The 13317-nt window shown below is 65.9% G+C and carries 15 protein-coding genes; 7 read left to right on the top strand and 8 right to left on the bottom strand.

Features of this window, described 5'->3' with window-relative positions; translation table 11 throughout:
* Window positions 1-430: 430 nt before the first annotated feature.
* Window positions 431-1123: a DUF4145 domain-containing protein gene (locus ABSL23_RS00720; RefSeq protein ID WP_353633279.1), complete on the bottom strand. Its 693-nt coding sequence runs from the start codon at window positions 1121-1123 to the stop codon at window positions 431-433.
* 331 nt (window positions 1124-1454) lie between these two features.
* Window positions 1455-1856, bottom strand: coding sequence for a hypothetical protein (locus tag ABSL23_RS00715; protein WP_353633278.1), 402 nt, complete (start codon window positions 1854-1856; stop codon window positions 1455-1457).
* A 137-nt stretch (window positions 1857-1993) separates the two neighbouring features.
* On the opposite strand from ABSL23_RS00715, the gene ABSL23_RS00710 reads away from it, so the two are divergent.
* Window positions 1994-2338 carry a hypothetical protein gene (locus ABSL23_RS00710; protein WP_353633277.1) on the top strand — a complete coding sequence of 115 codons (345 nt, stop codon included), beginning with the start codon at window positions 1994-1996 and terminating at the stop codon, window positions 2336-2338.
* Between the two features lie 6 nt (window positions 2339-2344).
* On the opposite strand, the gene ABSL23_RS00705 is transcribed toward ABSL23_RS00710, so the two are convergent.
* The 3 genes from ABSL23_RS00705 to ABSL23_RS00695 form a co-directional block, all read right to left on the bottom strand.
* Entirely contained in the window at window positions 2345-2797 is a 453-nt protein-coding gene (locus ABSL23_RS00705) for a universal stress protein (protein WP_353633276.1), read from the bottom strand.
* Between the two features lie 135 nt (window positions 2798-2932).
* Entirely contained in the window at window positions 2933-3925 is a 993-nt protein-coding gene (locus ABSL23_RS00700; RefSeq protein WP_353633275.1) for a hypothetical protein, read from the bottom strand.
* 138 nt (window positions 3926-4063) lie between these two features.
* On the bottom strand, window positions 4064-4513 hold the full coding sequence (locus ABSL23_RS00695; protein WP_353633274.1) for a universal stress protein: 450 nt from the start codon (window positions 4511-4513) through the stop codon (window positions 4064-4066).
* A gap of 219 nt (window positions 4514-4732) precedes the next feature.
* On the opposite strand from ABSL23_RS00695, the gene ABSL23_RS00690 reads away from it, so the two are divergent.
* The 5 genes from ABSL23_RS00690 (at window position 4733) to ABSL23_RS00670 (ending at window position 11400) form a co-directional block, all read left to right on the top strand.
* Window positions 4733-5956: an amino acid ABC transporter substrate-binding protein gene (locus ABSL23_RS00690; RefSeq protein WP_353633273.1), complete on the top strand. Its 1224-nt coding sequence runs from the start codon at window positions 4733-4735 to the stop codon at window positions 5954-5956.
* A 164-nt stretch (window positions 5957-6120) separates the two neighbouring features.
* Window positions 6121-8064, top strand: a complete 1944-nt coding sequence (locus ABSL23_RS00685; RefSeq protein WP_353633272.1) for a 3-hydroxyacyl-CoA dehydrogenase NAD-binding domain-containing protein — start codon at window positions 6121-6123, stop codon at window positions 8062-8064.
* On the top strand, window positions 8061-9254 hold the full coding sequence (locus ABSL23_RS00680) for a 3-ketoacyl-CoA thiolase (RefSeq protein WP_353633271.1): 1194 nt from the start codon (window positions 8061-8063) through the stop codon (window positions 9252-9254). The genes ABSL23_RS00685 and ABSL23_RS00680 overlap by 4 nt, the downstream gene beginning before the upstream one ends.
* Window positions 9251-9763, top strand: coding sequence for a zinc ribbon domain-containing protein (locus ABSL23_RS00675; RefSeq protein WP_353633270.1), 513 nt, complete (start codon window positions 9251-9253; stop codon window positions 9761-9763). The genes ABSL23_RS00680 and ABSL23_RS00675 overlap by 4 nt, the downstream gene beginning before the upstream one ends.
* A 2-nt stretch (window positions 9764-9765) precedes the next feature.
* Window positions 9766-11400 carry a long-chain fatty acid--CoA ligase gene (locus ABSL23_RS00670; RefSeq protein WP_353633375.1) on the top strand — a complete coding sequence of 545 codons (1635 nt, stop codon included), beginning with the start codon at window positions 9766-9768 and terminating at the stop codon, window positions 11398-11400.
* Between the two features lie 15 nt (window positions 11401-11415).
* On the opposite strand, the gene ABSL23_RS00665 is transcribed toward ABSL23_RS00670, so the two are convergent.
* The 3 genes from ABSL23_RS00665 to ABSL23_RS00655 all read right to left on the bottom strand — a co-directional run bounded on the left by ABSL23_RS00665 (window position 11416) and on the right by ABSL23_RS00655 (window position 12587).
* Complete coding sequence (locus tag ABSL23_RS00665; RefSeq protein WP_353633269.1) at window positions 11416-11943, bottom strand: winged helix-turn-helix domain-containing protein; 528 nt, start codon at window positions 11941-11943, stop codon at window positions 11416-11418.
* Between the two features lie 103 nt (window positions 11944-12046).
* Window positions 12047-12178, bottom strand: a complete 132-nt coding sequence (locus ABSL23_RS00660) for a hypothetical protein (RefSeq protein WP_353633268.1) — start codon at window positions 12176-12178, stop codon at window positions 12047-12049.
* Between the two features lie 40 nt (window positions 12179-12218).
* Window positions 12219-12587 (bottom strand): hypothetical protein, encoded by a 369-nt coding sequence (locus ABSL23_RS00655; protein WP_353633267.1) that lies wholly within the window; start codon window positions 12585-12587, stop codon window positions 12219-12221.
* A 226-nt stretch (window positions 12588-12813) separates the two neighbouring features.
* Between ABSL23_RS00655 and lrp the strand changes: the two genes are divergently transcribed.
* Window positions 12814-13269 carry an HTH-type transcriptional regulator Lrp gene (gene lrp / locus ABSL23_RS00650; protein WP_353633266.1) on the top strand — a complete coding sequence of 152 codons (456 nt, stop codon included), beginning with the start codon at window positions 12814-12816 and terminating at the stop codon, window positions 13267-13269.
* The last annotated feature ends 48 nt before the right edge of the window (window positions 13270-13317 follow it).

Raw genomic sequence — 13317 nt, 5'->3', positions numbered from 1 at the left:
ACGCGATTCTGAATCGGGACTACGGCCGTCTGCAGAGTTCTCAGTCGTCGTGGGACTGTCTCCGCGTGTGTCTGCCCGCGACAGCGCGCGGCACGACGTAGCGCGACCTACTGGTGTGGCTAAGGCCACCAATCCAAAACACTCCCCACCGCTCCGCGACAGCGGACCCGAACCGCCCTGCAAGGCGCGCGAAAAAAAAAAAATTTCGAGCACCCTCCACGCACCGCGCCTCAGAACTCGAATCCTCGGCGAAAAACCCTCTCGATTTCTGGTATCTTCCGGTGGTAGTTCTATCAGTATTGTGGTGGGTCTCGATTCTGATTTAAGGAGAGACACCGCGAGCGTGTCGGACTGGTACCACGCCGAACGCTAAGGACCGACAGAGTGGCTAAGCCACCAAAACACACCGTACTCCTCGGTAGAATGTTTATCAGGAGCCACCATCGCGGTTTTCGATTCCTTCCTTCTTATTGTCTGGAATCTCTGAATATGCTTCCTCAATCATTTTCTCCCGAGTTATTGTTACTTCAACAATAATATTCACGAGGTCGAATAGTCGCAGGGCAGTATCTCTATCATCTGGTTCATATATTTCACCTGCATGGACGTAGTCGTTGCCGGTTACACGTACCGAGTCTAGCGCTTTTTGTATCCGTTCTCCAATCAGGCCTTCCTCTACAAGTGCCCCAATATTATCGTAGAGACCTCCTTCGCTACTCTCAAGTAACTCTTCAGTTAGCTTTTCCATCGCTAATCTCAGAAGAGCAGCAGATGCCTTTGGAGAGTCGTCAACAATTTGCCTTGCCTCTCTGAAATCCGATTCTACATCCGAAGGCATATCCTCGACAGGCTCTGGAGCAGAAACAGAGGAGGGATAGATGAGCCTCTGTCCTCTCCACATAGTAAATTCCTCACAGTTCTCACAATATTTGATTGTGTATGATGATAAGTATTCTGTGACTGACTTGTCTAACTTCCAGCTATTAAATTGTCCTTCCATGACATCACCCTCGTCCGTATTTATCCAAAAGAGGCTACCAGAATACTGTCTTGCATACACATTACAATGAGGACAATGGAATGATTCAAGATTAGGTTGTGGAGGGGTGTGCTCATCGGACATATATCTCAAATAACGTCAAGAGCACTAATAATTGCTGTCGTCCAGCCGGTCAGTCCTATGATGTAGTTGTGTGATTTTCGTTTCCTCCACATTCCTCCCCTCGGTGTTCCACGTCAAGAGAGCCAACTTCCGATACGTACACACGAAATCGGAAATCCCGTGTGAACGAATCGATTCAAAATCAGCCGAATGACCGGCCGTAAGCACCGAACTATAGAGATAACCCTGTGAACGCACCTATCGTACACACGAGCGGGCGATGCCGGGCGTCTCAACTTCACTTGACCAGTGCCGCGTCCGAACGGCGAGGACAGCGAGCTATTCGCTGCCGTCACGCCGTTTCGTCGTAGCAGGTGGCGTTGCCGTAGCACGTCGAAACGAGTCCGTCGCCGATGGCGATAACTGTCGCGCCCGGACTCCCGGTCGGCGTTTCGTGGCTCACGGACGCTTCCGATGTCGAAGCGCGCATCGTGTAGCCGTCCGGCAGCGCGGACGCGTTCAGCGTCGCGACGACCCACTGTTCGCCGGGCGCGAGTCGCCGGGTTTCGTCGACGACGGGTCCCTCGCCGCGGACGTCGATTGTCGCGGTGACGTTCTTCGCTTCGGCGTGTCCGTTCTCCACGACGAAACTGTGCTGGCCCGTCGCCTCGGCCGCTGGTTCGGTCAACGCCGTACACCCCGAGAGGACGACGAGCGCGACCACTGCGAGGGCTGGAATCGAGGGCTTCGCCACGGCGGCCGTACGCCGCACTCAAACGTCAATTTACCGCACGTTCTGCTTCGAGCCGGCGCGAGTCCGCCCGCGAGACGCTCCTGCACGGATTGCCACGCGACCCGGACAGTAAAGTGAAGTATGAACGAACAGTCACTATGCGTCGGTCGATTCGGTACGTCCTCTCGGCGGCTGTCGGTCTCGCAGCGATGGCGGTGGCAGTCGTCGCCCGCGACGGGAGCGTCGGGATTCTCGTCGCGATTCCGTTCGTCTACGGGGCGACGGCGGCGCTCGTGCTCGACGACCTCGCGAAACTCCGAGCCATGCGCGACGGCGACGCCCGGAAGCTCGGGATGGTCGGCGGTGGAATCAGCGCCGGAAGCACAATCGCCCTGCTCCACGAATCGATTGCAGCCGGCATCGCGGGCTACGGGCTCTTCGTCTTCGGGATGGCGCTGGTCATCGCCGACCCCGTGATGGCCGCAGACCCCGACGAGCGGTAGCCGGGGCTACCGCTCGTCGTCGCGCTGCTTGAAGATGGTGACCGGGACGGTGGCGCGGCGCGTGACGGTTTCGGCGACGCTGCCGAACAGCACGCGGCCGACGCCGGAGCGGCCGCGGCTCCCCATGACGATGAGGTCGACATCCTCGTCGTCGGCCGCTTCGAGTATCTCGACGGCCGGCTTCCCGGTTTCGAGTCTGGTGTCGAACGCGACGCCGCGCTCGCCGGCGAGGTCGGCGTACTCTTCGAGCAGCTCTGTCGCGCGCTCGCGCCGCCGCTTCCCCTCCGCTTGGTAGCTCTCGAAGTCGAAGCTCTCGTCGTCGCCGTACCCGAACGGGCTCGCCGGGTCGACGACGTGGAGAATCGTCACTTCGGCGTCCGCGTAGCTGTCCAGCACGTATTCGAGCGCCGCCTCCGACTGCGGCGACCCGTCGACCGGCACGAGGATGTGGTGACCCATACTGGCGGATGGCGAGGTAGCCTGATAAGTTCACGCCACGCGACGGCTCGCTCTCACCCACTCACCAATCTATCATCCGTCGCCGGCTCGAACGCCCTCGAACCACGGATGGTCCGAAAACCCGACTCCTACCGCCTAGTGCTCGCGTTCGAGGACGGTGCCGCTGGCACCGACGGCGACGTGTGGGTCGGCGAGCGCAATCGCGTTGAGGGATTCCCCGGTGGGCGACGCTCGGGTCCACCAGTCGAACGCTCGCGCGAGCGTGCGCAGCGGCGGCGTGCCGTGGCCGCGCCGGTGCAGGACGGTCCCGCTCGCGCCGACGGCGTGCACGCAGCCGCAGTCGCCGACCTCGACGTCGTAGAGCGCGTTGTTCGCCGCGGACTCCTGCTCCCATTCGCCACCGGCCCCAATCGCGACCGTCCCGGCCGCTCCCGCGAGCACGACCGTTCCGGACGCACGCAGTTCGACGTCGTGCAGCGTCTCGTCGAAGGCGGGCGCGTCGACGCTGGTCCACGTCTCGCCGTCGGTCGTCTCGAAGAGCGAGCCGTTCTGGTCGACGACGACGCCGGCCGCGCCGACCACCGAAATCGCCGCGATTTCGGCGCCGCTCCCGGGCGTCGTGTGCGTCCACGTCCCCTCGCGGCCGTTCGCCTCGGACCGGTGAATCTGCCCCGAGGAGTCGGCGAGATAGACGGTCGCGTCCCCCGCTGCCCCGGTCACGGCGACGTCCGTGAACGTGTTCGTCACGCCGTCCGGCGCGCTCCGCGACGTGAGCGCGTCCGCCTCCGGGTCGTATTCGCCGACGACGCCGCTCGCGCCCGCCATCCACAGTCGCCGGCCGTCCGTCGTGGTCGCCGCCGACGAGAGGTTGTTCCCGTTCCCCGTCGGGCCGGCGTCGGTCACGACCGACCAGCCGTCGTCGCGTTCGAGGACGAGCCCGTTGCTGCCGACCGCGAACGCGCCGGTGGTGGTGTGGGCGGCGTCGTGGAGCGTTCGCTGCGTCGGCGTCTCGACGACGGTCCACTCGGCGCGTTCCGCCCGCTGGGAGGCCCCGCTCAGCGCGAGGCCGGTCGGCGCGACAGCCCCGCCGGTCGCGCGGAGAAACTCGCGGCGCGAGCGCTCACTCATACCGATAGGAGCGCGTTCGTCTCGCAGCCAGAAGTACGCTGTGGCCACTGCGGCCCCGCTGCACCCGCTCCCACGGGCCTGCGGTGTGGTCGAGGTCCGTAACTCCCTCGGCCGAACAGCCGAAACTGGCGGTGTCCGCTACTCGCTGACTTCCGTCTTCACGACGGTCGCCGGGCGCGTGGTCAGCCGGAGGACGCGGTCGGTGACGCTCCCGAGCAGGGCGCGGTACTCCTCGGGGCGGCGCTTGGTGCCGAGGACGAGCAGGTCCGCGTCGTGGTCGTCGGCGTACGCCACGATGGTCTCGGCGGGGTGGCCGTGTCGCATCGCCGTTTCGACGTCGACGTCGGCGTCCGCCGCTCGCTGCCGGAGGTCCGAGAGGGTCTCCTCGCCGAGTTCTTCGAGGCCGTGTTCGGGGCCTTCGGCTTCGTCTACGTACTCGTCGCCGCTGTACGCGTTCACGACGTCCTCGTCGACGACGTAGAGCGCGTGCAGGACGGCGTCGTGTGCGGCCGCGAGGTCGAGCGCGTGCGCTTCCGCCTGTTCGGACGCGACGGTGCCGTCGGTCGAGAGGAGTATTCGGTCGTACATACAGCGGAGTTCGGCGGGGAGTGTGATAAATGCGGCTCCGAGTTCTCGGGGATTCGGAGACGCGCGATTCGGTGGCGGGACGCCAGTCGGCGAGCCACGCGGCGCCGACCTACCGCCCCTGGTGAACATCATCCACGCAAATTTTGATTTAACCTCACAGAAAACGCTAATTTGACGGCAAAGTTTAACACAGTGTTCGACTTGGTGGGTAGTATGGGTATGTTTGACAGTGAGCACAGTCGGCGGTCGTACCTCAAAGCCACCGGCGTCGCCGGCGCCGTCGGTCTCAGCGGTCTCGCCGGCTGCACGGCGTTCGGCGGCGGCAGCGGTAGCTCGGAAGCCATCACGATCGCGGCGGCCGTCCCGGAGACCGGACGGCTGTCCTCGGTCGGCAACGAGATGCTCGCCGGCTACGAGCTCGGCGTGGAGAAGCTCAACGAGCGCGGCAACCTCGACCGGGAGGTCGAACTCGTCGTCAGGGACGACGAGAGCGACCCGGCGGTCCTCCGACAGCAGCTCCAACAGATCACGAGCAACAACGACGTCGACCTGGTGTGGGGGAGCTTCTCCAGCCCGCTGGTCATGGCGGGGTCGGCGTACGCGGAGAATCAGGGGCTGCCGTTCCTCGCGGTCGCGACCTGTTACGAGGAGCCGCTGGTCTCGGGGGACAAAGAGTGGACGTACACGCCGTTCCCGAAGACGCGGGACGTCACGCGAGCGACCACCGGGATACTCGAACTCGTCCCGGAGGCCGACCGCCCGGAGGTCGTCGGCATCTGGGAGGAGAACTCCGGGTGGGGCGCCGAGATGGCGCAGGCGTGGGACGAGAAGCTCTCGGAGGCGGGCTACGACGTGGCGATGCGGGAGACGTACAACCCGGGCAACGAGGACTTCTCGACGCTCATCTCGCAGACCGAGGACGCGGGCGTCGAGGCGCTGGTGGCGAGCCCGCAGCCGCCGGACGGCATCACCGCGATGAACCAGCTGAACAACTCCGGCTACACGCCGGAGTTCGTCGAGTTCGTGCGCGCCGCGGACCCGCAGGCGTGGTGGTCGGCGCTCGGCGAGTCGGGCAACTACGTCACGATGTGTCCGGGCTGGGCGCCGGGGATGACCGGGAACGGGAACGAGGAGCTGCTTGACGCGTACGCCGAGCGCAACGACGGCGAGACGCCGCGCGTGATGGTCGGGGTCGGCTACAACCTCGCGCAGACCACCGAGCAGGCGCTGGCGGCCGCGGAGAACGCGGACCCGGAGACGGTGCGGTCGTCGCTGGACGAGACCGACTTCCAGACGGTCATCGGCGACTTCTCGTTCGACGAGTACGGGATGCCCGAGCAGGGCCAGCTCTCGGCGGCGAGCGCGCAGTGGTGGAACGGCGAGCAGCGCCTCGTCTACCCGCAGACCGAGCAGGCTGCGGACCTCCAGTTCCCCATCGAGTGACGGCTCGCCGCGGCCGGCCCCGGTCGGCGTCCCGGGCGGCGCGCCGCGACGCGGCGCAGCCGACTACCTCGCCCGCCCCGACCACAGCTAGTTAAGAAATATGGAAATTAACGCAAACACAGTAGCCAATAGTTTAAGTAGCATGGAAACGTTGTGTGGTAGTGATGGTAGAACGTGACATAGAGAACGTGACCGTGCTCGGCGCGGGGAGCATGGGCCACGGCATCGCCGAACTCGCAGCCATCGCGGGCTACGACGTCGTGGTGCGGGACATCGAGGAGGAACTCGTCGCCGACGGCCTCGAAGAAGTCGAGTGGAGCCTCGGGAAGCTCGAAGAGAAGGGGAAACTCGACGACTCCGCCGACGAAGTGCGAGCGCGAATGACCGGCGAGACCGACCTCGCGGCCGCCGTCGCCGACGCCGACCTCGTCGTCGAGGCCATCCCCGAGAACCTCGAGTTGAAGCGCGACACGTTCGCCGAGGTCGACGACCACGCGCCCGAGCACGCGATTCTCGCGTCGAACACCTCCGGGCTGAGCATCACGAAAATCGGCGCCGCGACCGACCGCCCCGAGCAGGTCGTCGGCACGCACTTCTTCAACCCGCCCGTGAAGATGGACCTCGTGGAGGTCGTCCACGGCGAGCAGACCAGCCAAGCGACGCTGGACGCCGCCCACGCGTTCGTCGCCGACCTCGGGAAGCGCGCCATCGACGTCAAGCGCGACGTCCACGGCTTCATCGTGAACAACGTGATGTTGCCGTTCATCGAGGAGGGCGCGTGGATGCTCGCGGACGGCGACGCCACCGTCCAGCAGGCCGACGCCGCGATGGTCTACCAGCGCGGCTACCCGATGGGGCCGTTCGAGCTCGCCGACTACACCGGCATCGACATCGCCTACCACTTCCGCGAGGACACCGACCTCGACTCCCCGCCGACCATCGCCGAGAAGGTCGAAGCCGACGACCTCGGGAAGAAGACCGGCCGGGGGTTCTACGACTGGGAGGCCGACGGCCCCGACTACGAGCCCGGCGACGGCGAGGGCTTCGACACGCTCCGCGTGGAAGCACGCATGGTCAACGAGGCCGCCCGCCTCGTCGGCAACGACGTCGCGACGCCCGACGACATCGACCTCGGGAGCCGGCTCGGCGCGCGCTTCCCCGAGGGCGTCTGCCGGCTCGGCGACCAGCTCGGCCTCGACGCCGTCCTCGACAAGCTCGAAACCCTCCACGAGGAGACCGGCGCCGACCGGTTCGCGCCCGCGGACTACCTCGTGGAACTGGTCGACGACGGCAAGACCGGCGTCGACGCCGGCGAGGGGTTCCACGACTACCGCGGCGACGGCCCCTACCAGTACCTCAACAAGTCGCTGGACGACCGCGGCGTCCTCGAAATCGAGTTCGACCGCCCGGAGCGCCTCAACGCCTTCTCCGAGACGATGTTCGGCGAGGTCGAGCAGGCGCTCGCGAACGCCGACCCCGACGAGGTCTCCTGCGTCGTGTTCTCCGGCGCGGGCGAGGACGCGTTCAGCTCCGGCGCGGACATCACCGGCTTCATGACGTCGGAGCCGACCGAGCTGATGGACGTCGACGAGACGATTCGCGCCATCGACGAGTTCGAGCGCCCGACGCTCGCGCGCATCGACGGCTTCTGTCTGGGCGCGGGCTTCGAAATCGCGCTCGCCTGCGACCTCCGCGTCGCCACCGAGGACTCCTCGCTGGGCGCGCCCGAAATCAACCTCGGGCTGATTCCCGGCGGCGGCGGCACCCAGCGGCTCACCCGCATCGTCGGCGAGGGCCGCGCGAAGGAACTCGTCTTCCGCGGCGAGCAGATCTCCGCCGAGCGCGCCGCCGACTGGGGCCTGCTCAACCGCGCCGTCCCCGCCGAGGAGTTCGACGACGCGGTCGCGGAGTTCGTCGACGACCTCGCGAACGGCCCGAAGACCGCGCTGAAGGTCGCCAAGCGCGTCATCGACGACGGACAGGACGCCAGCCTCGACACCGGGCTGGACGTCGAGAGTCAGGGGTTCGGCCTGCTGACGACGACCGACGACATGGTCGAGGGCGTGACGGCGTTCCGGGACGACCGGGAGCCGGAGTTCGAGCGATGACCGGGACCGCCGCAATTGTCGGCGGCGGCCACGCCGACTGGGGGAAGCGCGAGGCGACGTGGAAGGACCTCGCGCAGGAAGCCGGCAAAGCCGCCTTCGACGACGTGGACGGCGTCACGCCCGACGACGTCGAGGGGTTGTTCGTCGGCGCGGTCCAGCCCGAGCGGTTCGCGTTCCAGAGCCACGTCGCGCCGCTGGCCGCCGAACTGCTCGGCATCGACGTGACGAAGATGATTTCCCGCACCGAGCTGGCGTGCGCCAGCGGGCAGGCGGCGCTGCGGTACGCGTGGCTCGCCATCGCCAGCGGCCAGTTAGACACCGCGCTCGTGCTCGGCGTCGAGAAGATGAACCTCGGCGACGACTACGTCGAGGAGACCCAGTCCGGGATGACGAACGTCCTCGACCGCGAGTTCGACGGCGTGAACGGCCTGAACGCGCCCTCGTTCTTCTCGATGTTCGCCCAGCGGCACATGCACGAGTACGGCACGACGCGCGAACAGCTGGCGGCGGTCAGCGCGAAGAACAAGCGCCACGCCGCGAACAACCCGTACGCGCAGTTCCAGCAGGAGGTCAGCGTCGACGACGTGCTGGAGTCGTACCCGGTCGCGCCGCCGCTGTGCCTGCTGGACTGCAGCGGCATCACGGACGGCGCGGCGGCGCTGGTCCTGATGAGCGAGGAGAAGGCCCGCGAGGTCACGGACACCGCCGCGTACGTCACGGGCAGCGGGCAGTCCTGCATGGCGAGCAACTCCATCAACAACCTCCCGTCGATGTCGGCGTGGCCGCAGGCCACCGTCGCCGCCGAGGAGGCCTACGAGCAGGCGGGCATCGACGACCCCGTGAAGGAGTTGGACGTCGCCGAGATTCACGACTGCTTCTCCATCAGCGAAATCATCGAGTACGAGGACCTCGGGTGGGTCGAGAAGGGCGAGGGCGGCCAGTTCGTGGCGGACGGCCGCAGCGAACTCGACGGCGACATCGCCGTGAATCCCCGGGGCGGCCTGCTGGGCTGCGGGCACCCGCTGGGCGCGACCGGCGTCTCGCAGGCGCTGGAAGTGTACAAGCAGTTCGCGGGCGAGGTGGAGGCCGCGCGACAGGTGCCGGACAGCCCGGAGACCGGCCTCATCCACAACCTCAGCGGCAGCGGTAGCGTGCACAGCGTGATGACGCTCGCGAGGGACCCACAATGACTGACGACGACACTCACAGTGGAACCGGTGGACCGCCGCGGACGACCGTCTCGGTGCCGGACACCATCGAGTTGCCGCGCCTGCTGGACTTCTACGACCTGCAGGACGCCGAACACACCAGAATCCACGAGTTCTACGACCGCCTGCGCGAGGGGTCGCTGTCCACGACGGAGTGCCGGGACTGCGGCGAACTGCACTTCCCGCCGCGCGTGATGTGCCCGGAGTGCACGAGCGACGACCTCGCGTACGTCTTGCTGCCCCACGAGGGCGAGCTGTTCGCGTTCGGCGCCGTCCGGGGCAGCGGCCCACTCGGGATGGACACGCCGTTCGTCACGGGCGTCGTGGACCTCGACGGCGTCGACGTGCAGTTGTCCGCGCGCATCGACGGCGCGGAGTACGACGACCTCGCCATCGGTGACCCGGTGGAGCTGCAGGTCGTCGACGTCGACGGCCCGACCGACCAGGACAGGGTGTTCTATCAGTTCACGCCACGAGGTGACATAGCATGACCATGGAGTACGACCTCACGATCACGAAGCTCCTCGAGCGCGCCCGCGACCTCTTCGACCACAAGGAGATCGTCACCGCGCTCCCCGACGGCAGCACGCACCGGTACACGTACGGCGACGCCTACGAGCGCATCAGCCAGCTCGCACACGCCCTCGACGACTACGGCCTGGAGCCGGGCGAGCGCGCGGGCGTCATGGCGGTCAACCACTTCCGGCACTTCGAACTCTACTTCGGGCCGTCGTGTAGCGCGCGCAGCATCCACATGGTCAACCACCGCCTCCCCGAACACCACCTCGTCGAAATCATCGAGGAGGCCGCCGACCGACTGATGTTCGTCGACCCGCAGTTCGTGGAGACGCTGGAACCGATTGCGGGCGACCTCGACACCGTCGAGCAGTACGTGGTCCTCGGGGACGCCGGCGACGTGCCCGACACGTCGCTGGAGGCGGTGACCGACTACGAGTCGTTCATCGAGGGGTACGACACCGACTACGACTGGCCCGAAATCGACGAGGACACCGAGAGCGCGCTCTGTTACACGTCCGGCACCACCGGTCTGCCGAAGGGCGTCCAGTACACCCACCGCGGGCAGTTCCTGCACACCCTGATGCACAGCCACGTCGACGTGTTCGGCATCAGCGAGACCGACACCGTGATGCCGGTCGTGCCGATGTTCCACGTCAACGGCTGGGGGTTGCCGTACACGACGACGTTCACGGGCGCGAACATCGTGCTCCCCGGCCAGCACACCGACCCCGACGAACTCCTCTCTATCGTCCGGGACGAGGCCGTGACGATTGCGGCGGCCGTCCCGACCGTCTGGATGGAGGTCGACCGCATCATCGAGGAGAGCGACGACCTCGGCCCGGAGTCGCTGTCGTCGCTGACCGACGTGCTCATCGGCGGCAGTTCCCCGCCGGCGTCGCTCATCCGGAAGTACGACGAAGTATACGACGCGCCCATCAGCCAGGGGTACGGCATGACGGAGGCGTCCCCGCACCTCGCGAACACCCTGATGACCTCGGAAGTCCGGGACCTCCCGGAAGAAGAACAGGACCGCCTCCGCATGAAAGCGGGCGTCCCCGCGCCCGGCGTCCAGATTCGCCTCCGCGACGAGGGCGGTGAGCCGGTCCCCCACGACGGCGAGACGCCCGGCGAGGTGCAGGCGCGGGCGCCGTGGCTCGCCGGCGAATACTACCAGCGCCCGGACGCCACCGAGACGTCGTGGACGGAAGACGGCTACTTCCGCAGCGGCGACGTCGCCACCGTCGACGAGTACGGCTTCCTCGACATCGTGGACCGCCTCGACGACGTCATCAAGAGCGGCGGCGAGTGGATCTCCAGCATCGAGCTGGAGAACGCGCTCATCGGCCACGACGGCGTCGAAGAGGCCAGCGTCATCGGCGTCGCCCACGAGAAGTGGCAGGAGCGGCCCGTCGCGTACGTCGCCACGACCGACGGCGTGACCGCCGAGGAACTCCGCGAGTACCTGCTCGAAGAGTTCCCGAAGTGGTGGCTGCCAGACCGCTTCGAGTTCGTCGACGAGGTGCCGAAGACGTCCACGGGGAAGTTCAACAAGCAGCGCCTCGTCGAGCGCTTCGAGGAGGAGTACGGCTCGCTGCCCGCCGAAGAGTAGCCCGGGGCCGTCGCCTCAGAACCCCCGCTCGTCGGCGACGTCGAGGTGGTCGAAGAGGTCGGGGCTGGCGCCGAACTCGAGGACGTTCGTCATCACGCTCGTGCGCACGTTCAACACCGTCTTCCCGTGGTTCTTGTAGAACTCGTGGAGCCAGCGCTCGCCGTGCTCGCGCGTGGGGAACAGCATGATGGACTTCCACTGGTACTCGCCGTCCGAGAGGAAGTACATCAGCGTGTGCTCGTCGTCGCGGATGTGCTCCATCGTCTCCCGCCACGTCTCCGCGAAGTATTCGGGGTTGAACTTGAACTCGAACAGCTCGAACACGAAATACTCCTCGTTGGGCATGATCGCCTCGCGGAACACGCCCGCCTCGCGCATGTTCCGGATGGACTCGTTGACGGTGACGTAGGAGACGTCGATGCCGTACTCGGCTTCGAGGACGTCCGCGAGGTCCCGGGAGGAGACGCTGGGGTCTTTCGCGAGTTCGCGGAGGATGTAGACGTCGCGGTCCTTGAACTCGTAGGTCGGCTTCTCGTCGGCCATGCGCTCACCTATCCGTGTAACAATGTTAAGACTCTGGGTTCGGGGAGCCGGCCGACGGATTCCCCGCCCCGCTGGCCGGTGAGCAGTCCGGAAGGGTTCGCGGTTACGACTTGCTGCCGGACTGTTCGCGCTCGCGGCGGTGGCGCGCGGACTCGATGCCCAGTTTGGCGAACAGCCGCCGGGTCCGCGACGACCCCTTCTCGATGCGGACCGAGTCGTCGCCGTTCTGCGTCATACAGTCGTCTGTAACGCCCGTCCACACAAGACTTTAATCGTTACTCTCCAGCAGGTACAATTAGCCCTCGTCGTCGGGGAGGTTCGGCGTCGAGCCGCCGCGCTCGCGCTCGCTCTTTCGGTCCGACTCCCGGCTCGTACTCGGTCACGGTGTAGATGCCGACGCCGTAGACGCCCGCGGCGAGCAGCCCCACGACGCCGACAGCGCTGGACACCGTGGCGAACCCTGAGAGGTTGCTCACCGAGTCGGGGCCGGCAATCCCGACAGCGGAGACGAGGAACCCCAGAATCAGGACGGTCGTCCGCACCGTCCGCATCGCCTTGTCGTCGATGCTCTCGATGGTTGCAATCTGGGTCTCGTAGGAGGCGCGCGACTCCGAGAGGAGCGTCTCTGTCGAGTCGTCAGCCATCGGTGGTCACCGGCGGTCGTCGTGAGATAGCCGCTCCCACTGCAATAAACGCTCGGACGGAGCTACGCCGCCTGCTCTCTCGGCCGGAGGTCGCACGGGGCTGCAACCCGTGGCAATTTTTCCCGTACCAGCTGTCGTCCTGTCGAATTATCGCGCGAAAGTTGTATGGTGCGATACCCTTCTCGCAGTAGGTAATACTATATTGGACAAGTGTTCAGATTGGGGTATGACATACGAGACGCTGGACTCCGAACTCATCAACGCGCTCCTCGCGGACGGCCGCGCGAGCTTCCGTAGCCTCGCAGAAGACCTCGACGTCTCCGTGACGACCATCTCGAACCACCTCGAAGACCTCGAAGAGGACGGCATCATCCAGGGGTACACGCCCATCATCGACTACGGCAAGCTCGGCTACGACGTCACGGGCATCCTCCAGCTGAAGGCCGCCGGCGGGTCGCTGCCCGACCTCGCGGACCGGCTCCGAGCGCACAAGCAGATGGTCTCCGTCTACGAGGTCACCGGCGACTACGACATCATCGCCATCGGGAAGTTCCAGAACACCGACGACATGAACGAACACATCAAGGAGCTGCTCGCCGACGCCGACATCGAGGAGTCCTCGACGAGCATCGTCCTGAACGCGGCCGCCGAACACGACCAGTTCGACCTCGACGTCGAGTAACGCGGGCCTCGACGACCGACGCGACGGCACGGCCGTCAGTGCGGGACG

This window comes from Halobacterium sp. NMX12-1, from assembly GCF_040435975.1.
In the GTDB taxonomy this organism is placed as follows: Archaea; Halobacteriota; Halobacteria; order Halobacteriales; family Halobacteriaceae; genus Halobacterium; species Halobacterium hubeiense.
Note: the sequence above shows the minus strand (reverse complement) of the source record. Positions and strands in the feature narration are given on the sequence as shown.